We start from the raw sequence: 26142 nt of genomic DNA, 5'->3' as shown, positions 1-26142 counted from the left end.
GCCATGAGCCAGCCGTTCCGCTTCGGTATCGTCGGCGGCGGTCAGCTGGGCCGCATGTTGGCTCAGGCCGGCGCCGCCCTGAATGCCCGCTTTACCTTCCTTGATCCTTCGGATTCGCCCTGCGGTCGCGTCCACGGCCATCACCTCTGCGCCGATTGGCAGGATGATGCGGCCCTGACCCAGCTGGTGGCAGCGTCTGACGCCATCACCTTCGAGTTCGAGAACGTGCCGGCGGACGCCGTCGCGCATCTGGCGGCCGAGCGCCCGACCTTCCCGCCGGCTGGTGCCCTGGATACCGCGCGTGACCGCTGGAGCGAGAAATCGCTGTTCATGCGTCTTGGCATCGAGGTGCCGCCGCTGGCGCTGGTCGACAGCCAGGCGGATCTTGAAGCGGGCGTCGCGACCATCGGTCTGCCCGCCGTGCTCAAGACACGCACGCTGGGCTATGACGGCAAGGGCCAGAAGGTGCTGCGCGAGATGGCAGACGTCGCCGACACCTTCGCTGAACTTGGCAGTGTGCCGCTGATCCTGGAAGGCTTCATCGCCTTCGATCACGAAGTCTCGGTGATCGCGGTACGCGGTCGCGATGGCGAGACACGCGCCTGGCCGCTGTCGCGCAATGAACATCGCAGCGGCATCCTGCACTGCTCCACCCCGCTCGACTCCCACGGCCTGCAGGCCGAAGCCGAGGCGGCTGCTTTCAAGGTGATGCACGAGCTCGACTATGTCGGCGTGATGGCCTTCGAATTCTTCGTCGTCAAGAACGCCGATGGCAGCGAGCGCCTGCTGGCCAACGAGATCGCCCCGCGTGTGCACAACTCGGGGCACTGGAGCATCGAAGGCGCCGTCACCAGCCAGTTCGAGAATCACCTGCGTGCCGTCGCCGGCATGCCGCTGGGCGAGACCGCAATGCTCACGCCCTGCGCGATGCTCAACATCATCGGCCGCATGCCGGAACGTGACGCCGTGCTCGCCATTCCTGGCGCGCGCCTGCACGACTACGGCAAGGCGCCGCGCGCGGGCCGCAAGATCGGCCACATCACGGTGCTGGCTGGCGACAAGGAGAGCCTCGACGCACGCATCACGGCTGTTGAAGCGCTGCTGGTCAATGAACTGGGCAAGTAAGCCGGTTCTGCGCCACTGAAGACAAAACGCCCCCACTGCCATCGGCAGCGGGGGCGTTTTCGTTTCGGCACGACTCAGCACGCCACCAAGGGATCAGTCGATCTCGTGGTGGATCTGCTTCTGCAGGTAGAGCTCGATGCCGACCTTCTCGATCAGGCCCAGCTCGGTCTCCAGATGATCGATATGCTCTTCCTCGTCGTCGAGGATCTTGCGGAACAGATCACGCGAGGTGTAATCGCGAATCTGTTCGGCGTAGGCGATCGCTTCCTTCAGATCGCCATGTGCCTGGTGCTCCAGCGCCAGATCGCACTCGAGCATTTCCTTGGTGTTCTCGCCGATGCGCAGCTTGCCGAGGTCCTGCAGGTTGGGCAGACCTTCCAGGAACAGGATGCGCTCGATCAGGGTATCGGCGTGACGCATCTCTTCGATGGACTCGTCGTATTCCCACTTGGCCAGGCGCTTGAGGCCCCAGTCCTTGTACATGCGCGCATGCAGGAAGTACTGATTGATGGCGACCAGTTCGTTGGCCAGTATGGTGTTGAGATGCTCGATGATCTTGGGATCGCCTTTCATGTCGCCATTCCTCTCTTGTCAGGGTTGCTTCCTGTCAGGGTTGCTGCTTGCGTCAGGTTCTCTACTGCGCCTGATGACGGCATGCATCAGCCGCAGCGCGGGCACGTCAGGCGCGCCATATCGGTCAGGTGCGGCAAGTATGGCGCAAAAACATGATTTTTTCGAGACATAGCAACAAGTTATCGACTTTTAGGCGCAAATGGGAAAGATTGGTATCCGCGTTGTCATGTAGCGGCCGACATCGACTTGCCTGGCGCCCATGCGAAAACGCCCGCCACCCGGTCTTGAGACCAGGTGGCGGGCGTTTTCGCATGGGCGCGAGTCCTTGCCGGGACTCGACGAGACCTGCGTCACACCGCGTAGGCGAGATCCTCTGCCGGCATCATTTCACGCGCGACCGCTTCGCGAGTGATGGTCTTGGCCATGCAGGCACATTTGCCGCACTGGGTCGCGCATCCGGTCTGCTCACGGACTTCGCGGAAGCTGCGCGCTCCCTGTTCCACGACTTCGCGGATCTTGTGGTCTGACACACCTTTGCACAGACAGACATACATGGCTCACCTCGCTCACTCCAAGTGAGACAAATGTAAATGATTCGCAGAAACATGCGCAACACCTGACTGCAAAAAATTCTCATTCCCACGATATATCAAATACTTGGCGAGGCGGTTTCGGGCCGGTTTGCGGTTGCGGAACACACGATCTCTCAAGCAGGCCACATCAGGCTCACAAAGCGATTGCCGTGGGCAAAGCCAGCGCCGTATAAAGAATGATGGCCCGTGGATGACAGAAAGGTAGGGTTGCGATTTCACACGAGGCCGCTAGTATGTATAACGATTTTTTATGCAATTCGAAAAACAATCGCACCAAAACATAATGAGTCATCGCTAGCCGATCACTCAGGCGGGTCACTCGAACGCAGCCCAGCTCCTCGCTCACCGGAAGCGCCGCGTCACGATGAAGGCAAATGACTGCCACGCCCCGCCAGGCAATCAGGAAAGAACATGAACAGGACACCGCAAGAGATTCCGTCGCTTCACCTCCTCATGGCCATGACCCGCATCGGCATGCCGATGATGGGCGCCATGCTGAAGCCGTGACCGGCCTGAATCCGTCTGCTGTTGCCCTATCTGCCGATTTCCGAACGCCAATCCGCAAGGAGCCCGATTTCATGTCAGTACAACTCGCCACCGCTGATCATCACGCCACGTCCCACCTGCCACTTGATCTGGACGCCGTCCGCGACGCCGGCAGCTGCTTCGGTGACCACCACCGCCTGCCGCTGACCCCGCTGCTGCGCAATCTCTATCGTGAAGCCCGCCGTGAAGGCCTGGTGGATGAGCATTGCAACGCGCGTGAGCTGATGAGTCATATCGCTCTGCCCCATGACCATGTGGTCACCCAGGAAATATCCGACCGTGTCTGGCGCTACAACGTCGGTTACTCCAACACCGGCGAGAGCACGGAACAGGGCGACCTGAGCGCGGCGCTGGACTCCCTGAACGAGCGTACCCTGGATGAGCCGCTGCCGGGTGCCCTGCAGCGCCTGACCGAATCCTGGCTGTACCTGCCGGGCGAGCTGGAAAGCCCACGTCAGGCCAGCGCCGACGTGCTGTGGCTCGACAAGCAGGGCCGTGCTCGCTACCGCCTGGATCAGGCGCGCCACTGGTTCGCCACCCTGCGCGATGAAGCCGTCGACATCGATGGCTGGCTGGCATGGCGCCTGACACACCTGCCGCTGACCAGCGCGCCGGTGCTCGATACCGTCAGCGCCTTCACGCGTCTGGCGCGCCTCGACCACGGTGGCCAGCGTCCGATCGGACAGCTGTCCTTCGTGCGCTACCGTGAGGGCGTGCGCCTGGAAGGCATGGGTACCGCGGTGATCGACCTGCCGCGCGAACTGCCCGAGGCAGCGGCACAGGAAGACAGCCTGGTGGTGTCACGCGCCAGCGTGGAGCGCATCATCACGCGCCTGGATGGCCTGCTGGGCGTCTGATCACGCCCTGCACTCGCGAAAAAGACAACGCCCCGCCAGTCGATGACTGGCGGGGCGTTGTCTTGTCTGACTGAGACCACTTTTGGCTGAGGTCACTTCTGGATGAGCTCACTGCTTTCCTGCACGGCGCACGCGCCAGAGGCGCTTCACTCGCGCCGCGGCTTGGGCACCACCACCACGCGAGTACCAGAGGCGATGTCCTGCCAGCTGCGCTGCTCAGGGTCCCACAGCTGCCAGACATACCCCAGTCCGCAGGTGCCCAGTGACAGCCCGGCAACCACGAAGCGTATCAGGCACTGCTGCAGCGTCGGGGCATGGCCCTGTGGCGTCTCGATGCGCAGCCGCCAGGCCTGCATGCCCAGCGTCATGCCACTGCGGCTCCAGCAGCCGCCGAAGAAGGCGAACATCGCCACCAGCAGCAGACTGCGGAACAGCGGCGACTGATTGGCCTCACCGCCATTGACGGCGACCCCGATGAAGCCCAGCACGATCAGCAGCGCCATCACGAGGAAGGCGTCATAGACCACGCCGCCCAGACGCCGCATCAGGCCCGCAGGGCGCGCTCCCTGCGGGTCGAGACGGCGGCGAGAGTGCGGGGCGCCCCTAGCCACTGCGCCGGATCAGCAGCAGGCCGATCACGTAACAGGCCAGCATCGGCGCCAGCACCGCCCAGATGGGCGCGAAGCCGAACACCACCGAGGCCGGGGCGAGCAGGTCCTGCAGATACTTGAACAGCAGGCCAACCACGATGCCGTAGAAGACCCGTGTCCCCGCCGCCACCGTGCGCAAGGGTCCGAACACGAAGGAGGCGGCCACTAGCACCAGCGCCGCCAGTGTCAGCGGCTGCAGAATCTTCTGCCAGAAGTAGAGCAGCGGCTGATTGGCCGACAGCCCCTGGTCCTGCAGGTAGCGGGAATAGCGCCATAGATCCGAGGCTGACTGCTGCTTGGGGTCGCTGATGACCAGCTTGAGCAGGTCCGGCGTCAGCTGGGTATCCCACTCGCAGGTCTCCTGCTGAGCCACCGTGGTGGCGCTCGGCTCGCCATCCCGGGACTCGAAGGTGGTGGTCTGCACTGCCTCCAGCGTCCAGCCATCGTCCTGCCAGACGGCGCGCCTGGCGTAGAGCGCCTGGGTCAGATGGCGCTCGTCATCGAAGCGATAGCGGGTGACGTTGAGCACCACATCATCGCTGCGAATCGAGCCGAATCGGTAGTAGTCGTTGCCCTCGCGCTGCCAGCCGCCACCTTCCGCGTAGACGGCACCTGCACCCTGCTGCTTCTCGGCGCGCCAGGCGTCGGCCTGCAGTTCGGTGACGGGGGCGACGTATTCACCGACCGCCATGGTGATGGCGATGACCAGCCCCAGCGGCTTCATCACGCCCCATAGAATGCGCGTCAGTGAACGACCGGCGGCACGCATGATGGTCAGTTCATTGCTCGAGGCCATGCTGCCCAGCCCGATCAGGGCGCCCAGCAGTACGCCGACCGGCACGAATTCGTAGAAGCGCGAGGGCAGACGCATCAGCAGATAGAGGAGCACTTCAAAGGCGCCATAGTCGCCTTTCACGTCCCCCAGATCATTGATGTAGGTGATCATCAGGTCGAGCCCGAGAATCAGTACCTGTACCACCAGCATGGCCACCAGCACATTGCGGGCGATGTAACGGTCGAGACGATCAAGCAGCATCAGCGGCCACCTCCGCGGTTGTCGCGCCAGCTCAGCCAGATGCCGAGCGCCAGATAGACGCCGTGAATGGGCCACAGACCAATGGCGGCCGGGTACTTCTCGGATGCGACGGCATTCTGCGCCGCGATCAACAGACTGAGATAGGTAATGTGCACGAAGATGGCCGGCAACAGACGCGCGAAACGCCCCTGACGCGGATTGACGCGCGCCAGCGGCAGACCGATCAGCATCAGGATCGGCACCATCAACGGCAGCGAGATGCGCCACTGCAGCTGGGCCCTGGCCTCCGGAAGATCGGAAGCCAAGAGCTGCGCCGTGGTCGCAAGCTCGATGTCTTCCTTGAGAGTCGCGGCATCCTGGCCCTCGGTGATGCGCACGCCGTAGCGATCAAAGCCCAGTCGCTGGGCGATCGCCTTGCCCGGTTCCACCCCGTAGCGCGTGCCGTCGCTCAACACCAGATAGCGGCTGCCGGTCTCGGGGCTGACTTCCTGGAAGGCACGCTCGGCGCGCACCACCGATTGGCTGGGATCGCTGTCGGGCGTGCTGGCGGCATTGCTGTCACCTGCCTCGGCGATGAAGACGTTTTCCAGCTCGCTGTTGTCATCGCTCATGCTCTCGGCATAGACGGTGCGATTGCCGATCTCCTGGAAGCGTCCCGCGCCGAGAATCGAGAAGTCGGTCTTCTGCTTCTGCTGCTCGAGCAACAGCTCATTCTTGAGCGCGCCAGCAGGCGTCAGATAGAGGCTGCAGGCCGCGACCAGCGCCGTGATCAACAGCGCCGGCAGCAGGGTGACACGCAGCAGGCGCTCAGGGCCGACGCCACAGGCGACCAGCACGGTGATCTCGCTGTTCATGTACAGCTGCCCGAAGGCCAGCAACACGGCAAGGAAGAAGGACAGCGGCAGCAGCAGCTCAAAGAAACCCGGCAGGTGATAGAGCATCAGGCTGCCGAGAATCGACGCCGGGAAATCCCCCTCCGCCGCATCACTGAAATAGCGGATGAATCGGCTGCCCATGATGACAAGCATCAGCACCCCGGCCACGGCGGCCATGGTGGTGAGTATCTCGCGTGTCAGGTAGCGGAAGATGATCAAGTGGAACTCCTGTTTCCCGCTCGCAAGCGAGCGTGTTGACCAGATCGATGATAGCCGGTGGAGGAATGGTCATGATCACATGAAGGCATCATCCCCCTCATGCATGGTGCGCAGCCTTTGCGTACACTGGCGGCACGGGTCTGAAGACTGGACGGGAGCGGCTCCCCCTCATGCAGCAGCATTATCCAGAAAGGATGCTGCCTTGTCGCGGCTCCAGGCATTGCCGTGGACAGCCTGACATGATGGACTGCCCTCACTCGTGCGTGCCAGCTCAGCTTGTCATGAGCGGTCTGCGCCCCCATCCAGACCATGACCCCGATGTCGCCGCGAGCCGGGCACGCCTGGCCTGGCGACATCCTTCATTCTTGTACTGTTCATCTTCGTACCCTCACTCGCGCGCGTGGAGTTGCCATGGAATTTCCTGTAGTCACTGCCAATCCGGCCCAGCTTGAAACCGCCTGCATCGTGGTACCTGTCATTGAGGGCGACCTCACCGGTGCTGCGGCACGACTCGACGATGCCAGCGAGAAGCTGATTTCCCAGCTGATCGAGCGCGGCGACTTCAAGCCCGAGCTCGGCAATACCCTGCTGGTGCCCTTCGCTCCGGGCCTCGGCGCTCAGCGCCTGCTGCTGGCCGGTTTCGGCAGCGAGGAAAAGCTCGACGAAAGCCGTTACAAGCGTGGCCTCGACGCCGCCATGACTGCCCTGCTCAAGCTGCCCGTCGAAGACGCGGCCTTCGCTGGCCTCGAGCTGAATCTCGAGCTGCGTGAGGCTGACTGGATGGCGCGCATGATCGCCGAGAGCGCACTGCGCACTGCCTATCGCTTCACCGAGATGAAGAGCAAGCCGGGCGAGCCAGTCTCTCTGACCCGCCTGAGCGTGGTTAGTGCCGACAAGCAGCGTCAGGCCGTACTGGAAGCCGGCCTGCGTGTCGGTGCCGCCATCGGCATGGGCGTCAATGAAGCGCGCACGCTGGGCAACCTGCCGGGCAACATCTGCACGCCGCGCTACCTGGGCGAGCGTGCCGAGCAACTGGGTGCCGCCTCGGATGGCGCCCTGAAAGTGACCGTGCTCGGTGAAGAAGAGCTCGAGGAGCTCGGCGCCCTGTCCCTGCTGTCGGTCGGCCGCGGCAGTGAAGAGCCGAGCCGCCTGATCGTGATGGAATACCGCGGCGCGGAAGACGAGAACGAAGCCCCGCACGTGCTGGTCGGCAAGGGCATCACCTTCGATACCGGCGGCATCTCGCTCAAGCCGGGCGCCGGCATGGACGAGATGAAGTACGACATGGGCGGCGCGGCCAGCGTGTTCGGCACCATGCGCACCGTGCTGGAACTCAAGCCCAAGCTCAACGTGGTAGCCATCGTGGCCAGCGCCGAGAACATGCCGGACGGCCGCGCCACCAAGCCGGGCGACATCATCAAGACCCTGAAGGGTCTGACCGTCGAAGTCCTCAACACCGACGCCGAAGGTCGTCTGGTGCTGTGCGATGCGCTGACCTACGCCGAGCGCTTCGAGCCGGCCAGCGTCGTCGACATCGCCACCCTGACCGGTGCCTGCGTCATCGCTCTGGGCAACCACGCCACCGGTCTGATCTCCAATGATGATGACCTGGCACTCGACCTGCTTGACGCCGGCGAAGAAGCCTGGGACCGCGCCTGGCACATGCCGCTGTGGGACGAGTATCAGACGCAGCTGGATTCCAACTTCGCCGACATCGCCAACATCGGCGGTCGCGAAGCCGGCATGATCACCGCAGGTTGCTTCCTGTCCCGCTTCGCGGACACCTTCCCGTGGGCGCATCTGGACATCGCCGGCACCGCCTGGATGTCCGGCAAGCAGAAAGGCGCCAGCGGCCGCCCGGTAGGCCTTCTGACCCAGTACCTGCTGGATCGCGAAGCGGAACTCAGCGCCCCGCAGGAAGAGACCGTCTGAGGCTTCGCATGCTCTCGATAGCGTGCTAGCGTTGAGACACGCGGGTCGCGACGCCACTCGGCACCGCTGACCCGAGAGGTCCTATAAAAATGACTCGACCCCCGGCGTTCCGCGTCGGGGGTCTCGCTGCTACGGAGACACCCACGTGACCAAAGGCTTCGACGTCCGCGCGTCCACGCAACCGGCGGATGCTGCCGTTCGTGACACCATTCTGGCCAATCCCGGTTTCGGCCGTCACTTCAGCGATCACATGGCCCATGTACGCTGGACCACCGACGGCGGCTGGCACGGCCATGAAGTCCGCCCCTACGGCCCGCTGAGCCTCGACCCCGCCGCCTCGGTACTGCACTACGCCCAGGAAATCTTCGAAGGTATCAAGGCCTACCGTCATGAAGACGGCTCGGTGTGGACCTTCCGCCCCGAGAAGAACGCCGCACGTTTCCGCAACTCCGCCCGCCGCCTGGCACTGCCGGAGCTGTCCGACGAGGACTTCGTCGGCTCGCTCAAGGCCCTGCTCGCGCAGGACAGCGCCTGGGTACCGACCCCGGCCAGTGTCAGTGACGAATGCAGCCTCTATCTGCGTCCGTTCATGATCGCCAGCGAAGCCTTCCTCGGCGTGCGTCCGTCGCGTGAAGTCGATTACTACGTGATCGCCTCACCGGTAGCGGCCTACTTCAAGGGCGGCATCAAGCCGGTCTCCATCTGGCTGTCCTCGCACTACAACCGTGCGGCCGCCGGCGGTACCGGTTTCGCCAAGTGCGGCGGCAACTACGCGGGTTCACTGGCCGCGCAGAGCGAAGCCTCCGCCAATGGCTGTGACCAGGTCGTGTTCCTGGACGCCGCCGAGAACAAGTGGGTCGAGGAACTGGGCGGCATGAACCTGTTCTTCGTCTTCAAGGACGGCCGTCTGGTCACGCCGCGCCTGACCGGCACCATTCTGGAAGGTGTCACCCGTGACTCCATCCTGACCATGGCGACCGACCTGGGCCTGACGCCGGAAGAGCGCCCGATCAGCATCGACGAGTGGCGTGAAGGCATCGCCTCCGGCGAGATCACCGAGGTGTTCGCCTGCGGCACCGCCGCCGTCATCACCCCGGTGGGCAAGCTGGTCAGTGAAGAAGGTCGCCTCGACCTGACCGCCAACGCCGGTGATGTCGCCATGCGTCTGCGCAGCCAGCTGCTGGACCTGCAATACGGTCGCGCTGAAGACACGCGTGGCTGGATGACGCGCCTGGCTTAAGTGCGAGGAACAAGCCCTCGAGCCTGCCCCTGTGGCTTGAAGGATGACCAAAACCCCAAGGCCCGCCTCGAAAGAGGCGGGCCTTGGGGTTTCTGGCGCACGGATATCTGACTACGGAAAGACGTCAGGGGAGGCAGGCTGCATCGAAGCCGCGCGGCGAGTGCGGTATCCTGAGCGCTCGAGAATTCCTTGCCCGAGCGGTGCCCATGACCCAGATCGACTTCTACATCCTGCCCGACACCACGCTGGAAGCCCGGCTGGAATTCGCCTGCCGGCTGGCCGAGACCATTCACTCCAAGGGCTTTCGCCTGCATGTGCATGTCGAGGACGAGGCGATGGCACGTCAGTTCGATGAACATCTGTGGCAATTCCGCCCGGAAAGCTTCGTGCCCCATGCGTTGGATATCGATCTCGACATGGCCGCCCGCGAGGCCGAACACGCCGATGACGTGCCGCGCCCGCCGGTCACCATCGGCTGGCAGGACGCCCCGGCGCCGGGTATCGAGGCGCTGCTCAACCTGCACCCCGAGATTCCCGAGTGGTTCTCACGCTTCGAGCGCGTCGCCGAGATTATCAATCAGCATCAGGATGTGCTGGTAACCAAGCGCGAATGCTGGCGCACCTACAAGTCGCGCGGTTATGCCGTGCGCTCGCATCAGCTCAAGGGCGTCGGCTGAGCGACACGCCATGCGTCAGCGGTCCGTATTGCAGGCACGCTGGTAGTTGTCCATCAGATGCGTCATCCAGCGTTCGATATCGGCCATGCCCGGTGGACTTTCACCGCTGTCGAAGAAGGCCTCGGGCAGGCCGCCTGCGGCTTCGCTGGCGTCACGCTCCCCGATACGCACGGCCCACAACGGCAGTTCGCGCGGCATGCGCTGGATCTCGGCGAACAGCGCTGCAACGTTCATGTCAGGCACATCGCCGAAGATGACCAGACACGGGCTGATATCTCGCACCAGGCGCAACGCCTGGGCTGCACTGTTGGCGATGATGATCTCCAGATTGGCGACGTGACTGCCGATCACCTCGAGGCGCAGGCGGTCCTGCGCCCGTGTGCTGATCACCAGCCAGCGACAGGGCACCGGCAATACCTTCTCCGCCGACCACGCCGCCTGGACGACGCGCTCATGGGCGCTGACATCCGCCAGTGGCAACCAGACCCGGAAGCTGGCGCCCTCGCCCAGTTCGCCCCGCGCCGTGATATCACCGCCCATGCGGCGGGCAAGCTCCCGCGACAGCGCAAGCCCGAGCCCGGTACCCTCGATGCCTGAATCTTCACGCCCCAGACGCGAGAACGGCTGGAACAGCTGGACCGCCTGCGCGGAATCAAAGCCGAAACCGCCATCGGTGATTTCCACCCAGCCCATCTCCACCCCGCTGGCATTGCGCTCCTGGCCGATGGCCAGGCGAATCCACCCTCCCTCGCGATTGTACTTGATGGCGTTGCCCATCAGGTTGCCGAGAATCTGATCCAGTCGACGCTGGTCGGCATTCAGCCACAGTGACTCGCCTTCCAGTGCCAGCGATAGCGTCAGATTGGCACTCTCCAGGCGCGGCTGATATTGCCCCGCCAGCCGTATCAGCTTCTGGCCCACCGAGAGGGGTTGGCAATCCAGCGGCAGGTCACCAGCCTCCAGACTCGACATCTGCAGCACGTCCTCGATCAGCGCCGACAGCTGTGCCGCCGCATGACTGGCCTCATCCACGTAGCGGCGCTGCTCGCGGGTCAGGTCGGCTTCCTCACAGAGCAGGTCCGTGAAGCCCATGATGGCATTGAGCGGGGTGCGAATCTCGTGACTGAAACTCGAAAAGAAACGCGACTTGGACTGGCTGGCCTCGGTGGCACTGTCGCGGGCCGCCTCCAGCAGCTTGAGCGACTGCTTGTGGCGCTGGATGTCCAGCGCAAGCCCGGTAGCGCGCTGTGGCCGGCCCTCATGATCACGCCGGGTGATCTGGCCGCGAATCTGCACCCAGACCCAGTGACCACGCGCATGCCGATAGCGGACGTCACGTGCCTCGGCCCAGCTCTCACCGTGCATGACTCGCCAGCGCGCCTCGAGCAGACCGACGAGGTCTTCCGGGTGCGTCATGGCGTCAAGGTCCGCCAGATGCATGCTGGCGCGGACCGGCAGTCCCAGCATCAGGAAGAAATTCTCGTGCAGGTAGAGATCGTCCTGTTCGAAGTCATAGCGCCAGGTGGCATCGCCGGAGGCCGCCATCACCATCTCGACGTGCCGCGCACCTTCGGCGCGTTCAAGCTCGATCTGATCGCGCCGCTGGGCCGCTTCGCGCAATGCCTCGCCGGCCTGGTCCAGCTCCTGCAGCTGGAAGCGCTCGCGAATTACGGGCTGGCCGCGACCGATGCGCAGTGCCATGTCGCTGAGGCGTGCCAGTGATTCGGACAGGGTGGCCGCCATGGTCTCGGCCCGCCAACGCATCACCACCAGCAGGGCGAAGAAGAACAGGATCAGTCCCACCAGCATCACGTAGCCCAGCTGGTTGAAACGCTCATTCCAGATATCGATGCCACTGTTCACCTGCTGCGCATCCACCACCGCCAGCAACCGCCAGTCGGTGCCCGGCACCGATTGCCAGCCGACCAGCCGCTCACCGGCGAGCAAGGAAACGCTGCGCACGCCCTGCGCCTCATCCGAGATGCTGCGCAGCAGATGCGCCATGGCCGGGGAGTTCTCGACATCATGCGCCGTATCGAGGAAGCGATCGTGCAGCAGCGGCATCGGCACCACTTCGGGATCGGGCTGGGGGCCGAAATCCTGCTCGCCGACATGCGGCATGGCCATGACGACATCGTCACTCACCAGAATCAGATAGGCGCCCCAGGGCAGCTCGGCATTTTCGAGCCGCTCGACCAGAGAATCGAGGGTGACATCGATCCCGACCACGCCTTCGAGGAAGTCGCCGCGATGGACCGGCATCAGCGTCGAGACCAGCCAGCCGCTGCCGACCGGGTCCTGGTAGGGCGGCGTGATGACGGCGCCACGACTCGGGTTGTTGCGGTCATCCGCCAGGTAGTAGAAGCCGTAGCTGGTGAGGTCGACGCCGGGCGTGAAGATGTTGCGGGTATCGGTCCACGGCAACATGCGGAAATAGCCATCGTAGCCGGAGAACCAGATCTGGCGCAGCTCGGGTTGCGTGGCGAGCATGTCCGACACCTGAGCGTCCATTGCCGAGAGGCGCACCACCTTGTCGTGGTCCTGCAGATAGCTGGGCACCAGCGAGGAGTAGTAGGAGCCGGCGCCACCATCATTCCTGGCGACGTACAGGGTGCCGTCGCCCGCGCTCATGTGGCGCTTCAGCTCCTGCTCGCGCTGGCGGGCCGTCACGGGGGTATCCATGTGACGCAGAGCACTGCGCGCCAGCTGGCGGGCATCGCTGCGCCAGTCGTCCGCCAGCAGGCTGATATGCTCTGCCTCGTAATGGGTCAGCTGCTCGAGCTGGGTATTCACCCGCTCACTGCGCGTGGAGTCCTGCTGCCCGGAGACCAGCCAGTGCAGCACCAGATAGCAGCCCAGCAGCGCCACCTCGAGCACCAGCAATGGCACCAGCACATGACGCAGCAGCTCATGCCAGACCCAACGACGAGTCGGACGAGGGGTACCGTCCGTGGGGCGAGGCTTGGACATTGCGGCTCCGCGAGCGTGAGAAAATGGGAAGTGTGCGAGGCGGCAAGCCTCGGCCTGATGAGGTCGCAACAGGATACGGCATCAGTGCGTGGATGTTGCCTGCTTTATGAAAACTGCGTCTGCCGGACGCCACGAGGGCCTGCCCGCCAAGACCGAATGACGCCCGACATCAGCGGCGCTATAATCGAGCCCATTTTCTGCCTGCGCTGACCGCTCCTTGAGCCGGCGCGGGACGCCCCGCCCAACCGGATCAATGCAGACCCATGGACAAGACCTACCAACCGAACGCCATCGAGACGCGCTGGTACGAGCGCTGGGAATCCGACAACCGCTTTGCGCCATCAGGCCAGGGCGAGAGCTTCTCATTGGTCATCCCGCCGCCCAACGTTACCGGCTCCCTGCACATGGGCCATGCCTTCCAGGATTCCATCATGGACACCCTGGTCCGCTGGCGCCGCATGCAGGGTCGCAACACCCTGTGGCAGGTAGGCACCGACCACGCCGGTATCGCCACCCAGATGCTGGTCGAGCGCAAGGTCGCCGCCGAAGAAGGCAAGACCCGCCATGATCTCGGCCGTGAAGCCTTCACCGACAAGATCTGGGAGTGGAAGGAAGAGTCCGGCGGCAACATCACCCGCCAGCTGCGTCGCATGGGCACCAGCATCGACTGGAGCCGCGAACGCTTCACCATGGATGACGGCTTCTACAAGGCGGTGCAGGAAGTCTTCGTGCGCCTGCACAAGGAAGACCTGATCTACCGTGGCAAGCGTCTGGTCAACTGGGACCCGACCCTGCACACCGCGATTTCCGATCTCGAGGTCGAGAACCGCGAGCAGCAAGGCAGCTTCTGGCACTTCCGCTACCCGCTGGCCGATGGCGTCAAGACCGCCGATGGCAAGGACTACGTCATCGTCGCCACCACGCGCCCGGAAACCCTGCTGGGTGACACCGGCGTGGCCGTCAATCCCAAGGATGAGCGCTACGCGAGCCTGGTCGGCAAGTTCATCGAACTGCCGCTGGTCGGTCGCCGCATCCCCATCGTCGCCGATGAACACGCCGACATGGAAAAGGGCTCCGGTTGCGTCAAGATCACCCCGGCCCACGACTTCAATGACTACGAAGTCGGCAAGCGTCAGGGCCATCTGCTGATCAACGTGATGAGCCAGGATGCCACCATCCTGGAGCGCGCCGAGATCTATGACCTCCAGGGCCGTCCGCAGCCCCAGGAAGACGCCAGCCTGCCGGGGGCCTACGCCGGCCTGGATCGCTTCGTCGCCCGCGAGAAGCTGGTCGCCGACATGGACGCGCTGGGCCTGCTGGAGCAGGTCGAGGCCGTCAACAACACTCTGCCGCACGGTGACCGCTCCGGCGATGTCATCGAGCCGCTGCTGACGGACCAGTGGTTCGTGGCCGTCGAGGAGCTGGCACGCCCGGCCATCGAAGCGGTCGAGAACGGCGACATCGAGTTCGTGCCCAAGAACTACGAGAACATGTACTTCGCGTGGATGCGTGACCTGCAGGACTGGTGCATCTCGCGCCAGCTGTGGTGGGGCCACCGCATTCCGGCCTGGTATGACAACGACGGCAACGTCTATGTCGGCCGCAATGAAGAAGAAGTCCGCGCCGAGAACCACCTGGGTGCCGACGTCGAACTACGTCAGGACGAAGACGTCCTCGACACCTGGTTCAGCTCCGCGCTGTGGACCTTCGGCACCCTCGGCTGGCCGGCGGATACAGAAGAACTCAAGACCTTCCACTCCACCGACGTGCTGGTCACCGGCTTCGACATCATCTTCTTCTGGGTGGCGCGCATGATCATGTTCACCCTGAAGTTCAAGGGTGAAGTGCCGTTCCGCAAGGTCTATGTGCATGGTCTGGTGCGCGACAGCCTCGGTCAGAAGATGTCCAAGTCCAAGGGCAACGTCCTCGACCCCATCGACCTGATCGACGGCATCGGCCTGGATGAGCTGGTCGAGAAGCGTACCGGCAACATGATGCAGCCCAAGAAGGCCAAGGCCATCGCCAAGGCCACGCGCAACGAGTTCCCGGAAGGCATCGAGCCTCATGGCACCGATGCGCTGCGCTACACCCTGCTGTCACTGGCCTCCACCGGGCGTGACGTGAAGTTCGACATGGGCCGTCTCGATGGCTATCGCAACTTCTGCAACAAGCTGTGGAATGCGGCGCGCTACGTGCTGATGAATGCCGAGGACCAGGATTGCGGCGTCAACGGCGAAGCCGTCGAACTGTCGCTGGCCGATCGCTGGATCATCGCGCGCCTGCAGCAGACCGAGCAGCAGGTCACCCGCGCGCTGGAAGAGTTCCGCTTCGACCACGCCTCCCAGGCGCTCTACGAGTTCATCTGGAACGAGTACTGCGACTGGTATCTGGAGCTGTCCAAGCCGGTTCTGTGGGACGACAACGCCAGCATCGAAGCCAAGCGCGGCACGCGTCGCACCCTGGTGCGCGCCCTCGAGACCATCCTGCGTCTGATCCACCCGATGATGCCATTCATCTCCGAGGAGATCTGGCAGCGTATCGCACCGCACGCCGGCAAGCCGGTGGAAGGCGAAAGCATCATGAGCCAGGCGTGGCCGCAGGCCGAAGCCGACCGGATCGATGAGCAGGCCATCCGCGATATCGAGTGGCTGAAAGGCATCATCATCGCCATCCGCAACGTGCGCGGCGAGCTCAACCTGTCACCTGCCAAGCCGCTGGAAGTCTTCCTGCAGAACGGCGCAGCTGGCGATGCCGAGCGCCTGGAAGCCAACCGCCTGTTCCTCTCCAAGCTGGCGCGTCTGGAAAGCATCACCTTCCTGGCGGCAGGCGACGAAGCCCCGATGTCCGCCATCCAGCGCGTCGGTGAGCTGGAAGTGCTGGTGCCGATGGCAGGCCTGATCGACAAGGAAGCCGAGCTCAAGCGCATCGACAAGGAGCACGAGAAGCAGCAGAAGGTCATCACCGGCCTCGAGAACAAGCTCGGCAACGAGAAGTTCGTCGGTCGTGCACCGGCTGATGTGGTCGAGAAGGAGCGCGCCAAGCTGGCCGATGCCCAGGCGGAACTTGCGCTGCTGGAAAGCCAGCGCGTCAAGATCGAAGCGCTGTAAGTCACGCTCGCGCTTCACGCAAGCAAAAGCCCCCTGCACCGAACGGTGCAGGGGGCTTTCTCGTTTCTGGCAGCCCGCTCGCGAGTCGCCATCCCGAACGCGCCGAGCAATTACTCGGCGGCACCCTCCAACGGCATGAAGGTCGCCAGCAGATAGCCGGTGTCATCCATCACCCGCAGCCGAGCGCTCTCACCACTGCCGATGATCTGATAACTGGCCACTTCCTCGAGCATGCGATTGAAGGCGTTGGACTGCTCGGGGTTGGGGCACATCTTCATGGTCGAGGCCAGCGGACCGATATCCAGCGTCTGACGCGACTCATCCAGCACCACCGGCCCCATCAGGCGGTTGCAACCATTGCTGCCGACCAGGCGCAGACGATCATCCTCCTCGTCTGCCAGCTGCTGCTGGCTGGGGGGCTGTAGCAGGAAGTTGGCGGCCTCTTCACCGGTATCCGTGGCGGAGAAACTCCATTGGGTGCCCACCAGGGCAGGGGCACCCGATGATGCACCGCCCTGCGGATGCTGTGTCATGGCCGCGCAGCCAGCCAGCAAGGAGATAGCGAACCCCACGGAGGTATAACGCGATAGACGACGCACGGTAACAGACATGGATGACTCCTGTGGCGCCCGTCGGTGGCACTGCCGGCAACGGCAGTCACCCGACAGACGGAAAGAACGATGGGTGAGGAACGGACATGGCAGCAAGAGTAGCGATCATGCGCACGGCTGTCATGAACGAAAGGCCCTCACGACATGCGCTTGAGTGTCACCTTCCGGACTGCGCCAGCTTGCCACAAGCGCGATGGACGCAACCATCTGTCCACCTCGTCAACTTTGAAAACAGTGTTTTCAAAGCGGTGCCTGCTCTAGAATTTCGACCAGATCACCACTCAGCGTCGCCTGCCCCGAGTCCTCTGACCACCGAGCTACGGACCTGAGTGAGCCTGTCCCGACATGAGCCCCGCAGAGCTGACACGACATGGCTCCCGCTGCCCCCGATACCCCTTCCTTGCACGCCGCTGATACTGCGCCTTTACAGCGAGTCAGTGGTTCGCAGCAGGCCCCGCACGTGCACCCTCGCCCCCGCCCCGCCCGCTCAGGACGCAGACGGGATTCAACCTGCGACGGCTGGTGCTCCTGAATGCGCTGGGAGTGGCGCTGCTGGCGTGCTGGTGGATACCGGCGCTGGATTTCTGGCCCACTCTCGACAGCGATGTCTTCTGGGGCTTCAACCAGTTCATCACACCGCTCAATCCACGCTGGGACACGCTGCTCGGCATTCTGAACACGCGCGCCTTCGACGCCGTGGCCTTCGCCATGATGGGAGTATTGTTCTGCTGGGCGATGCTCAATGATCAACAGCCTGCCCGCTACCGCCGCTGGACCAGCATCGGCATCACCATGCTGCTGACGGCGGGCCTGCTCTCGCTGTTCGTGCTGCGCGCCATCAGCTATGGCCATGCCAGCCCGACGCGCTTCTTCAGCCACGCACAGCATCTCTCCGAACTGGTGTCCTTCAAGACCAAGGACTCGGCGTCGAACAGCTTCCCGGGGGATCACGGCCTGATGCTGATGGTATTCGCGAGTTTCATGCTGGCCTTCGCACCGCGCCGCATCGCCCTGTGCAGCCTGCCGTTCGTGGTACTGCTGAGCGCTCCACGGATCATGGTTGGCGCTCACTGGGTCAGCGATGTCTATCTGGGCTCGCTCAGCATTGCACTGATCGCGTTGCCCTGGGTGCTGTGCACACCACTGGCGACCACCATTGCCCGTGGCATGGAGAACGCGCTGGCCCGATTGAAGCAGCGCTCCTGATCAAGAGCAGCACTCGTGAAATGGCAGGGGGAAAAGCGGAAACGAGCGCATGTCAGCCAACGAGGGGGGTCCGCGAGAAAGGGCTGGAGTCCTCGTGGTGCCGCTTTTCCTGGCGGTCATCCTCCTTGTCGCGAGCGCCCTCCTCCATGGCCTCTGCCTTGCCAAGTCCGCCGCCGTCATTGCCGGGAGGTGGAGGGCTGACATCGGCCGTGGCAAAGCCTGTCATCTCATGTTCCCCACCGGCCACCACCTGATCACGCCCATTGTGCTTGGCGTGATACAGCCGCCTGTCGGCCAGCTGCATCAGCTCATCCAACGAATCGACTTCATGACTGATGGCAACGCCGATGGAAACCGTGATCGGTACCGGCGTGCCGGCGAAGACCGGAGGGGATTTGGCCAGCAGGGAGCGCATGCGTCCCGCCACGGAGATGGCTTCGGTACGCCCGATGCGCGGCAGCAGCACCAGGAACTCCTCTCCCCCGACACGTCCGGCGCGATCGCCCTGACGTAGTGTGGCCGTCAGCAGGCGGCCCAGATGGCGCAGTACTTCATCACCGACGGCATGACCATGCAGGTCATTGACGCGCTTGAAGTTGTCGGCATCCAGCATCAAGACCGCACAGGGCACTCCGTCACCCCACCAGTCCTCGGCATGGCGCAATATCTGGCGGCGATTGAGCAATTCGGTCAACTCATCACGACTGGCATCCTTCAGATACTGGCGCTCGAAGTGTTCGGTAAGCGCCAGCATGCGCCACAGGAAGGTGACCATCATCAGGAAGACCGCGAACAGGTTGGCAGACTGCAGCATCCAGGCCCGCAAGAGTTCTCCCTCATACAGTACCGGCGAGACCATCAATGCCGAGACAGCCGCCATGAACAGCATCAGCGTCGTCACCACACGAATGCGCGGCGCCAGCGGTGCCAGATGAATACCGGCCATCACGATGAAGAAATAGTACTCATAGCCCGCCGAGAGCCCGAAGCAGAAAACCGAGAGCCAGGCCATCAGCGTCAAGGCGCTCATCATCAGGGCCAGGCCCAGCGTCAGCTGATGCGCCCGATGCATCATCACGCCCAGCACGGACACGAGTGCCATGATGCCGCTGACGAATGCTAGCCGCGGCTCGTTGAAGAGAGTGAAGAAGGGAACCCACATCACGAAGAGGCCCATCAGCATCAGATAGACCCAAAGATAGGCATGGTAGAAACGACGATGCTCCACGGCGAGCAATCGTGGTTCATGACGTAGCCAGGCACTTGTGACTCTTGGCATCAGGCAGTCCTTGCCAGCTAGGCAGTGTCCGCGTGGCAGTCCCTCACGCGAGTGCAGAAGGTGCAACATCGCGGCAGGCGGGCAGCAGGAAAAAGGAAGAAGGTATACCTGCCTGCCGCGATGACACTCCACTAAGGCCGAGCACGATATGTCACACATCATGCTACGGGGCTTATGAACTTCATTACATCATAAGCCCTGCTGGGCGATGCACCAGTCGTAATTCGGCTATTGCGTTGCCTGAATGCGACGCTTACGCGCACGTCAATATGCGACCTTGCTTGCTTACCAGCTGCCAGTATTGCTCATGGAGGCCCAGGGTTCCTGCGGCTCAAGGGCGTCACCGGCCTGCAGCAGCTCCAGCGAAATCCCATCCGGGCTTTTCACGAACGCCATGTGGCCGTCACGCGGCGGGCGGTTGATGGTCACGCCGTTGTCCATCAGATGCTGACAGGTAGCGTAGATATCCTCGACGCGATAGGCCAGATGGCCGAAGTTGCGCCCACCTTCGTATTCCTCCGGGTCCCAGTTATGGGTCAGCTCCAGCATCGGCGCCTTCATCTCACGGGCTCGTTCGGCATCCTGCGCGGCTGCCAGGAAGATCAGCGTGAAGCGGCCCTTCTCGGAATCCTTGCGCGAGATCTCGACCATGCCGAGCAGGTCACAGAAGAAATGCAGTGAAGCGTCGACATCACGGATACGCAGCATGGTGTGCAGATATTGCATGGATCACTCTCTTGAACGGTGGCTGAGGCAACACTGAAGATGGAAAAGGCGTGGCCGAGCGTAGCGGGCTCGGCGCAGGGATATTCTAGACACGCGACTGCCGCGCGACGAGTCTCCTCGCGGCACGGCAGTGTGGCGATGCATGCACCCTGCTGCTGGCGTCTCGCGCCATCAGGCGATGCGTGAACTGCGCTCCAGGCGTACGGGCACCGCCTTGGAGGATGGCGTGCCGGTATCAGCGCCGTGACTTTCCAACGCGACCAGTACGTTGGTTTCGGGATAGTAGGCCCCGATGCAACCGGCCGGGATGTCGTACTCGACCAGACGGAACTGCGGCGCACGCCGTTCGCTGCCGTCCGGACGCGGCTCACCGAGCATGTCGACCCAATCACCATCGGCCAGCCCCAGTCGCGCCAGGTCTTCGCCATTGATGAAGATCACCCGCCGCTGACCGGATACGCCACGATAGCGGTCGTTGTAGCCGTAGACGGTGGTGTTGTACTGATCGTGACTGCGCATGGTCTGCAGCGTCAGCCAGCCGTCACGCCGCGCCAGCTGTTGATGTATCACCGACTCCGGCAGCGGCATGTGCGAAAACTCGGCCAGGCCGCTGGAGGTCCGGAAGGCAAGCTCGCGCACCGGATTGGCAAGGTGGAAGCCGCGCTTGTGTGCCAGTCGTGCATTGAAGTCCGCGAAGCCGGGGATGACCGCCGCGATCTCGTCACGGATCAGATCATAGTTCTCGCTCAAGGCCTGCCAATCGACCGGATCACGGACACCTCGCGCCGGCAGTACGCGCGCCAGGGTGTCACGCGCGATCGCCGCGATGATGCCGGGCTCGGAGCGCAATTCAGGGCTGGCCGGCGCCTTGATACCGACGCTGGAGTGCACCATCGACATCGAGTCCTCGACACTGATGTGCTGGGAAGCCACCTGTGAGGAACGATCGATCTCGCTGCGACCGAGACACGGCAGAATCAGCGCATCGGTCTGCTTGCCCATCACCAGATGACTGCGATTGAGCTTGGTGCTGATCTGGACGTTGAGCTCGAGGTTGCGCATCGCGGCCTCGGTTCGCTCGCTATCCGGCGTGGCACGCGTGAAGTTGCCGCCCAGCGCGATGAAGGTCTTCGCCTTGCCCTGCTCCAGCGCCGCCAGGCTCTCCACGGTGTTGTAGCCCGGCGTACGCGGCATGCTGACGCCGTAGCGCGCTTCCAGCGCATCGATCAGCCAGGTGGGCGCCTTCTCGTCGATGCCCATGGTGCGATCGCCCTGGACGTTGGAATGACCACGTACCGGACAGGCCCCGGCACCGGGGCGACCGAAGTGCCCCCCGAGCAACAGCAGATTGACGATCTCCCGCACACTCTGGACGGCATGCAGATGCTGGGTGATGCCCATTGCCCAGGTGCAGATGACGTTGTCGGCGCCAGCGAAGATGGCTGCCGCCTCCTCGAGCTGAGCGCGCGTCAGGCCGGACTGGTCCTCGAGGGTTGCCCACTCGGTCGACTCGACCAGCGCCTGCCAGTCCTCGACGCCCCGGGTATGCGCCTCGATGAAGCTGGCGGCGCGCGTGAATTCGCCCCGCGCCTCCATCGCGAACAGCGCCTTGGCCATGCCACGCACCGCCGCCATGTCGCCGCCCATGCGCGGCTGGTAATAGCGATGGCTGATGGGCTGGCTGGAGAGGGTCATCATCTCCAGCGGCGACTGCGGGTCGGCAAAGCGCTCCAGCCCCCGCTCACGCAGCGGATTGAAGCTGACGATGCGCGCGCCACGCCGTGAGGCACGCCGCAGATCGCCCAGCATGCGCGGGTGATTGGTGCCGGGGTTCTGACCGAACACGAAGATGGCATCGGCATGCTCGAAGTCCTCCAGCAGCACCGTGCCCTTGCCGACGCCGAGGCTCGCCTTCATGCCGACGCCGCTGGCCTCGTGGCACATGTTGGAGCAGTCGGGGAAGTTGTTGGTGCCGAACAGACGCACGAATAGCTGGTAGAGATAGGCCGCCTCGTTGCTGGTACGCCCCGAGGTATAGAACAGCGCCTCATCCGGCGACGACAGCGCGCTGAGATGCTCGGCGACAAGCGCGAAGGCCGCGTCCCAGCTGATCGGAATATAGCGATCACTGGCCGCGTCGTAGCGCATCGGCTCGGTCAGGCGGCCCTGATCCTCGAGCATGAAGTCGTCCCAGCCCAGCAGCTCCGTGACGGTATGCTGAGCAAAGAAGCGCGGTGTGACACGCTTGGCGGTCACTTCCCAGGCCACCGCCTTGGCACCGTTCTCGCAGAATTCGAAGGAGGAGCCGTGTTCCGGGTCCCCCCAGGCACAACCCGGGCAGTCGAAGCCCTTGTCCTGATTGGCCTTGAGCAGGGAGCGCACGCTCTTCCACGGCGCCCTGGAGTGACTGACATGCTGACCGACGCTCTTGAGCGCGCCCCAGCCACCCGCCGGCCCGGAATAGGCGGCAATGCGCGGATGACGCGTCTGTTGCGCATCCTCACGGGGCAGGCTGGCAGACGCCGGCTCGGGCGTCTCGATCTCGGGGGCTGCAGTCTCGGTCATGTCAGGGTCCAGTGGCTAGAAGGAACAGGAGCTAGGATAAACAGGGGCGATCAGCGTGACCGCTGAGCAGTTCGAGTCGACGCCCGCGGTGGGCACAGACCAGATTTAGGTCGCAGGCGCGGGCGGTCTCGACGGCGAGGCGCGAGGGCACCGCGAGGGTGATCAGGGTCGGAATGCGCGCACGGATGGTCTTCTGCACCAGCTCCAGGCTGCAGCGGCTCGACACCAGCAACGCCTCGGGCCACACACCGCTGTCGAGACTCATGCCGATCACGCGGTCCAGCGCATTGTGGCGACCGATATCGGCGCCCTGCGAGATCAGACCCCCTTCGGCGTCCAGCCCCAGCGCTAGATGCATGCCGCGGCGCGTGGCGCGCTCCAGACGTTCCAGCCCGCGCATCAGTGCATAGGGCGCCAGCGCTGCCCGTGGCGGCAGACGCATGAGTCCCGCCATCAGCTCCGCTTCGTCCTGCACGCCACAGGCGCCGCAGCTCGAGACACTGCTCTCACGTCGCTGATGCCGCTCGGCCTTGCGCGCCAGCGAGTCACTGACCTCAAGACGCACCGCCAGCCCATGACGCAGCCGCGAGAGATGGATCGCCAAGACCTCGTCACGCTGCGTGATCCAGCCCGCCGTGAAGGCATGCCCCAGCGCCAGTGGCTCAAGGGCCTCTGGGCTGGCCAGCAAGGTGCCCATCGCGGTGTCATTGAGCGCCAGACTCACCGGCAGCTCCGATGGGCCATCCAGCTCGCGCAGCGGCACCTCGCGGGCGTCCGCGTAGCCTGCAGCGCCTGGCGCTTGTTGATAGAGCGAATCTTTCATTACGGCTCTCCGTGGCGCAGAGGCGTGGCGAGAATGGTGCGCGCAACCCTCACCCTACCTCTGCGCAATATGGGAACATCCTACCGTCATGCCGTGAGGGCGACCAATTGAACCGAGCCGCCAATTGATAGAAACCGCCAATGAAGATGGCGTCATGCCGGTGACAGGCACGCGGGCCATCGCGGTGGGCGAGAAATTCGCACGCGAGTCGCGTAAAATGCGTCGCCGACCCTTGAGGGTGCTCCTGCTGACGCGATATCACCCGCTCGCCGGCCGCTCTCATCTCTCGATCATCCTGCTCCGGATTTACGTTCCGGCCCGCATGAGGACCTTCGCATGACCGACACTCCCGACCTGACTGCCACGCCTGATCAGGCCAGCACCCCGCAGCTGACCAGCACGTCTGCCTCCGCCCGCCCCAGCCCGCTGGCGCCACAGCATGTGGTCTGCGCGCTCTACAAGTTCGTCACCCTCGAGGACTTCGAGGCGCTGCGCGACCCGCTGCTGGCGGTGATGCACGAGCACGCCATCCGCGGCACCCTGCTGCTGGCCCGCGAAGGCATCAACGGCACCGTGTCCGGCTCACGCGCCGGCATCGATGCGCTGCTCGCCTGGCTGACCAGCGACCCGCGCCTGGCCGAGCTCGACACAAAGCAGTCACTGGCCGAGCAGGCACCCTTCCTGCGTGCCAAGGTCAAGCTCAAGCGCGAGATCGTCACCATGGGCGTCGAGGGCATCGATCCGCGTCACACCGTCGGGACCTATGTGGAGCCGAAGGACTGGAATGCGCTGATCTCCGATCCTGAGGTGCTGCTGATCGACACGCGCAATGACTATGAAGTGGAAGTGGGGACCTTCGCCGGAGCCGTCAACCCGAACACCACAGCCTTCCGTGATTTCCCGGACTACGTCTCGCGTGAGCTGGACCCGAAACAGCACCGCAAGGTGGCGATGTTCTGCACCGGCGGCATCCGCTGCGAAAAGTCCACGGCCTATCTCAAGGAGCAGGGCTTCGATGAGGTCTATCACCTCAAGGGCGGTATCCTGAAGTATCTGGAAGAGGTGCCCGAGGAAGAGACCCTGTGGCAGGGCGAGTGCTTCGTGTTCGATGAACGCGTCACCGTCGACCACCAGCTGCGCCCTGGCCAGTACGACCAGTGCCATGCCTGCCGTCTGCCGATCACCGAGGAAGACAAGCAGAGCGAGCGCTACCAGAAAGGCGTCAGCTGCCCGCGCTGCTACGACAAACTGAGCGATGCCCAGAAGGCGCGCTTCGCTGAGCGCGAGAACCAGATTCGTCTCGCCAGAGAGCGTGGCGAAGCTCATCTGGGCATGGACGCCGTCGCCCAGATGCAGGCACGCCGGGATGCCAAGCAGCAGCAGCGTGAAGCCGCCCGCCGTGCCGCGCTGGAAGCCAGCGAGAAGTCCGGCAAGTAGATCTGCCAATAGATCTGCAAGCAAGCCGGCAGGAAGAGCTGATAGCGGCCAACGCCGCTTTCGCTACCCGAACACCCCGTCTCGACGGGGTGTTCTGCGTTGCAGGCTCGCTCAATCGGCCACACCCGCCGAGTGAGGCAGCGAACGCAGCAGCTCCAGCACGGCATTCAGTCGTCGGCTGCGCTGCTGACCACTGCGCCACAACAGCCCGACCGTCTCGCCCTCACCGGGCAGTCGACGCGCGACCAGCCCTTCACCAAGCCGCGAATCGGCCAGGTTCTCCGCCAGCACGCTGACTCCCAGGCCAGCCTCCAGCATCACGCCGAGGCCGGAAATCGAATTGGCCTCCAACAAGGGCGAGGGCTGCAGGCCCAGCAGCTCGAACTGCTGATTGAGGCGTCGCCGCTGCTGCATCTCCGGCGTCAGCAACACCAGCGGATAGTCACGCAAGCACTCCCACTGCGGCGCGTCGGGCAGGCGGAAATGCGTCTGACTGGCGATCAGCGCCGAATGCTCTTGATAGAGCGGCCGACAGGCGAAGCCGCTCATGGCCGGCGCCGCGGGGTAGCCGACCGCAAGATCCAGCTCGCCATCCTCGAGCCCCTGGGCCAGCGATGACGTCGACAGCTCGCGCAGGCGCAGCGAGAGCTGTGGAAAGGCCTCGCGCAGCCGCGGCAGAAACTCGCCGACCGCCGCCAGCGCCGACGGCACTACGCCCAGTGACAGGCGGCCGGTCAGCACCGCGTCCGGCGACAGGTCTCCCTTCAGTTCATCCAGTTCGGCAAGAATGCGCCGTGCGTGGGTCAGCACGCGCTCCCCTTCCGGTGTGAAGCCCTCGAAGCGGTGGCCGCGTATTATCAGCGCCGTGCCCAGCTCCTCCTCGAGCTGCTTGAGGCGCGCCGACAACGTCGGCTGGGTGACATGACAGACCCGCGCTGCGCGACCGAAATGGCGCTCACTGGCCAGCGCGACCAGAAAACTCAACTGTCGATGATCCATGTCGGGCCCTTGGCTCGCGGTGGCGGGAGTGACGCACGCTGGGGGCGCATGCCGTCAGCGCCATGATGACGCAAGGCGGCCCGTCAGTCAGCACGC

The 26142-nt window shown here is 63.9% G+C and carries 20 protein-coding genes; 8 read left to right on the top strand and 12 right to left on the bottom strand.

What is annotated here, in order from left to right; translation table 11 throughout:
• The first annotated feature begins 3 nt into the window (after positions 1-3).
• Entirely contained in the window at positions 4-1125 is a 1122-nt protein-coding gene (locus MKZ40_RS11410) for a 5-(carboxyamino)imidazole ribonucleotide synthase (protein WP_175090019.1), read from the top strand.
• 93 nt (positions 1126-1218) lie between these two features.
• Here the strand turns inward: MKZ40_RS11410 and bfr are convergent, their stop codons facing one another.
• Complete coding sequence (gene bfr / locus MKZ40_RS11405) at positions 1219-1698, bottom strand: bacterioferritin (RefSeq protein WP_131431198.1); 480 nt, start codon at positions 1696-1698, stop codon at positions 1219-1221.
• A 350-nt stretch (positions 1699-2048) separates the two neighbouring features.
• Positions 2049-2252, bottom strand: coding sequence for a bacterioferritin-associated ferredoxin (locus MKZ40_RS11400; RefSeq protein WP_043333196.1), 204 nt, complete (start codon positions 2250-2252; stop codon positions 2049-2051).
• Between the two features lie 617 nt (positions 2253-2869).
• On the opposite strand from MKZ40_RS11400, the gene MKZ40_RS11395 reads away from it, so the two are divergent.
• A complete protein-coding gene (locus MKZ40_RS11395; RefSeq protein ID WP_175090021.1) occupies positions 2870-3694 on the top strand; it encodes a hypothetical protein in 825 nt (274 codons plus the stop codon).
• Positions 3695-3840: 146 nt separating this feature from the next.
• Here MKZ40_RS11395 and MKZ40_RS11390 read toward each other — a convergent pair whose 3' ends face one another.
• The 3 genes from MKZ40_RS11390 to lptF are packed head-to-tail and all read right to left on the bottom strand — an operon-like array spanning position 3841 to position 6474.
• Positions 3841-4305: an RDD family protein gene (locus tag MKZ40_RS11390; RefSeq protein WP_282627884.1), complete on the bottom strand. Its 465-nt coding sequence runs from the start codon at positions 4303-4305 to the stop codon at positions 3841-3843.
• Positions 4298-5380, bottom strand: a complete 1083-nt coding sequence (gene lptG, locus MKZ40_RS11385) for an LPS export ABC transporter permease LptG (protein ID WP_175090022.1) — start codon at positions 5378-5380, stop codon at positions 4298-4300. Before lptG ends, MKZ40_RS11390 begins: the two co-directional genes overlap by 8 nt.
• Positions 5380-6474: an LPS export ABC transporter permease LptF gene (gene lptF / locus MKZ40_RS11380; protein ID WP_175090023.1), complete on the bottom strand. Its 1095-nt coding sequence runs from the start codon at positions 6472-6474 to the stop codon at positions 5380-5382. The genes lptG and lptF overlap by 1 nt, the downstream gene beginning before the upstream one ends.
• A 411-nt stretch (positions 6475-6885) precedes the next feature.
• On the opposite strand from lptF, the gene MKZ40_RS11375 reads away from it, so the two are divergent.
• From MKZ40_RS11375 to MKZ40_RS11365, 3 genes are all read left to right on the top strand, one after another.
• Entirely contained in the window at positions 6886-8406 is a 1521-nt protein-coding gene (locus MKZ40_RS11375; protein WP_175090024.1) for a leucyl aminopeptidase, read from the top strand.
• Positions 8407-8551: 145 nt separating this feature from the next.
• Positions 8552-9646, top strand: coding sequence for a branched-chain amino acid aminotransferase (locus MKZ40_RS11370; protein WP_175090025.1), 1095 nt, complete (start codon positions 8552-8554; stop codon positions 9644-9646).
• Between the two features lie 206 nt (positions 9647-9852).
• Positions 9853-10323 carry a DNA polymerase III subunit chi gene (locus MKZ40_RS11365; protein WP_175090026.1) on the top strand — a complete coding sequence of 157 codons (471 nt, stop codon included), beginning with the start codon at positions 9853-9855 and terminating at the stop codon, positions 10321-10323.
• Positions 10324-10338: 15 nt separating this feature from the next.
• On the opposite strand, the gene MKZ40_RS11360 is transcribed toward MKZ40_RS11365, so the two are convergent.
• Positions 10339-13293, bottom strand: a complete 2955-nt coding sequence (locus MKZ40_RS11360; RefSeq protein WP_175090027.1) for an ATP-binding protein — start codon at positions 13291-13293, stop codon at positions 10339-10341.
• Between the two features lie 263 nt (positions 13294-13556).
• Between MKZ40_RS11360 and MKZ40_RS11355 the strand changes: the two genes are divergently transcribed.
• Positions 13557-16400 (top strand): valine--tRNA ligase, encoded by a 2844-nt coding sequence (locus MKZ40_RS11355; RefSeq protein ID WP_175090028.1) that lies wholly within the window; start codon positions 13557-13559, stop codon positions 16398-16400.
• 110 nt (positions 16401-16510) lie between these two features.
• Here the strand turns inward: MKZ40_RS11355 and MKZ40_RS11350 are convergent, their stop codons facing one another.
• Positions 16511-17011: an META domain-containing protein gene (locus MKZ40_RS11350; RefSeq protein ID WP_175090029.1), complete on the bottom strand. Its 501-nt coding sequence runs from the start codon at positions 17009-17011 to the stop codon at positions 16511-16513.
• Between the two features lie 522 nt (positions 17012-17533).
• Here MKZ40_RS11350 and MKZ40_RS11345 point away from each other — a divergent pair.
• Entirely contained in the window at positions 17534-18217 is a 684-nt protein-coding gene (locus MKZ40_RS11345) for a phosphatase PAP2 family protein (RefSeq protein WP_282627883.1), read from the top strand.
• A gap of 52 nt (positions 18218-18269) precedes the next feature.
• Here the strand turns inward: MKZ40_RS11345 and MKZ40_RS11340 are convergent, their stop codons facing one another.
• From MKZ40_RS11340 to MKZ40_RS11325, 4 genes are all read right to left on the bottom strand, one after another.
• Positions 18270-19496: a GGDEF domain-containing protein gene (locus MKZ40_RS11340; RefSeq protein ID WP_175090030.1), complete on the bottom strand. Its 1227-nt coding sequence runs from the start codon at positions 19494-19496 to the stop codon at positions 18270-18272.
• A 285-nt stretch (positions 19497-19781) separates the two neighbouring features.
• A complete protein-coding gene (locus MKZ40_RS11335) occupies positions 19782-20222 on the bottom strand; it encodes a VOC family protein (RefSeq protein ID WP_175090031.1) in 441 nt (146 codons plus the stop codon).
• Between the two features lie 171 nt (positions 20223-20393).
• The gene (locus tag MKZ40_RS11330) at positions 20394-22787 is read right to left on the bottom strand and encodes an FdhF/YdeP family oxidoreductase (RefSeq protein ID WP_175090032.1); all 2394 of its coding nucleotides are present in this window, start codon (positions 22785-22787) and stop codon (positions 20394-20396) included.
• Between the two features lie 31 nt (positions 22788-22818).
• Positions 22819-23610, bottom strand: a complete 792-nt coding sequence (locus tag MKZ40_RS11325; RefSeq protein WP_175090033.1) for a formate dehydrogenase accessory sulfurtransferase FdhD — start codon at positions 23608-23610, stop codon at positions 22819-22821.
• A 336-nt stretch (positions 23611-23946) separates the two neighbouring features.
• Between MKZ40_RS11325 and MKZ40_RS11320 the strand changes: the two genes are divergently transcribed.
• A complete protein-coding gene (locus MKZ40_RS11320; RefSeq protein WP_175090034.1) occupies positions 23947-25047 on the top strand; it encodes a rhodanese-related sulfurtransferase in 1101 nt (366 codons plus the stop codon).
• Positions 25048-25158: 111 nt separating this feature from the next.
• On the opposite strand, the gene MKZ40_RS11315 is transcribed toward MKZ40_RS11320, so the two are convergent.
• Complete coding sequence (locus tag MKZ40_RS11315) at positions 25159-26046, bottom strand: LysR family transcriptional regulator (RefSeq protein WP_175090035.1); 888 nt, start codon at positions 26044-26046, stop codon at positions 25159-25161.
• Positions 26047-26142: the final 96 nt, after the last annotated feature.

This window comes from Cobetia sp. BMC6, from assembly GCF_029991385.1.
Taxonomy (GTDB): Bacteria; Pseudomonadota; Gammaproteobacteria; order Pseudomonadales; family Halomonadaceae; genus Cobetia.
The sequence above is the reverse complement of the archived record's forward strand: the minus strand, read 5'-3'. Positions and strand labels throughout refer to the sequence as shown.

Bases quoted from the DNA above. Each gene is read 5' to 3' on its own strand.
- MKZ40_RS11340 (WP_175090030.1), bottom strand. From the start codon at position 19,496: ATGCCAAGAGTCACAAGTGCCTGGCTACGTCATGAACCACGATTGCTC.
- MKZ40_RS11350 (WP_175090029.1), bottom strand. From the start codon at position 17,011: ATGTCTGTTACCGTGCGTCGTCTATCGCGTTATACCTCCGTGGGGTTC.
- MKZ40_RS11360 (WP_175090027.1), bottom strand. From the start codon at position 13,293: ATGTCCAAGCCTCGCCCCACGGACGGTACCCCTCGTCCGACTCGTCGT.
- MKZ40_RS11375 (WP_175090024.1), top strand. From the start codon at position 6,886: ATGGAATTTCCTGTAGTCACTGCCAATCCGGCCCAGCTTGAAACCGCC.
- bfr (WP_131431198.1), bottom strand. From the start codon at position 1,698: ATGAAAGGCGATCCCAAGATCATCGAGCATCTCAACACCATACTGGCC.
- lptG (WP_175090022.1), bottom strand. From the start codon at position 5,380: ATGCTGCTTGATCGTCTCGACCGTTACATCGCCCGCAATGTGCTGGTG.
- MKZ40_RS11315 (WP_175090035.1), bottom strand. From the start codon at position 26,046: ATGGATCATCGACAGTTGAGTTTTCTGGTCGCGCTGGCCAGTGAGCGC.
- MKZ40_RS11320 (WP_175090034.1), top strand. From the start codon at position 23,947: ATGACCGACACTCCCGACCTGACTGCCACGCCTGATCAGGCCAGCACC.
- MKZ40_RS11365 (WP_175090026.1), top strand. From the start codon at position 9,853: ATGACCCAGATCGACTTCTACATCCTGCCCGACACCACGCTGGAAGCC.
- MKZ40_RS11325 (WP_175090033.1), bottom strand. From the start codon at position 23,610: ATGAAAGATTCGCTCTATCAACAAGCGCCAGGCGCTGCAGGCTACGCG.
- MKZ40_RS11410 (WP_175090019.1), top strand. From the start codon at position 4: ATGAGCCAGCCGTTCCGCTTCGGTATCGTCGGCGGCGGTCAGCTGGGC.
- MKZ40_RS11400 (WP_043333196.1), bottom strand. From the start codon at position 2,252: ATGTATGTCTGTCTGTGCAAAGGTGTGTCAGACCACAAGATCCGCGAA.
- MKZ40_RS11330 (WP_175090032.1), bottom strand. From the start codon at position 22,787: ATGACCGAGACTGCAGCCCCCGAGATCGAGACGCCCGAGCCGGCGTCT.
- MKZ40_RS11395 (WP_175090021.1), top strand. From the start codon at position 2,870: ATGTCAGTACAACTCGCCACCGCTGATCATCACGCCACGTCCCACCTG.
- MKZ40_RS11335 (WP_175090031.1), bottom strand. From the start codon at position 20,222: ATGCAATATCTGCACACCATGCTGCGTATCCGTGATGTCGACGCTTCA.
- MKZ40_RS11355 (WP_175090028.1), top strand. From the start codon at position 13,557: ATGGACAAGACCTACCAACCGAACGCCATCGAGACGCGCTGGTACGAG.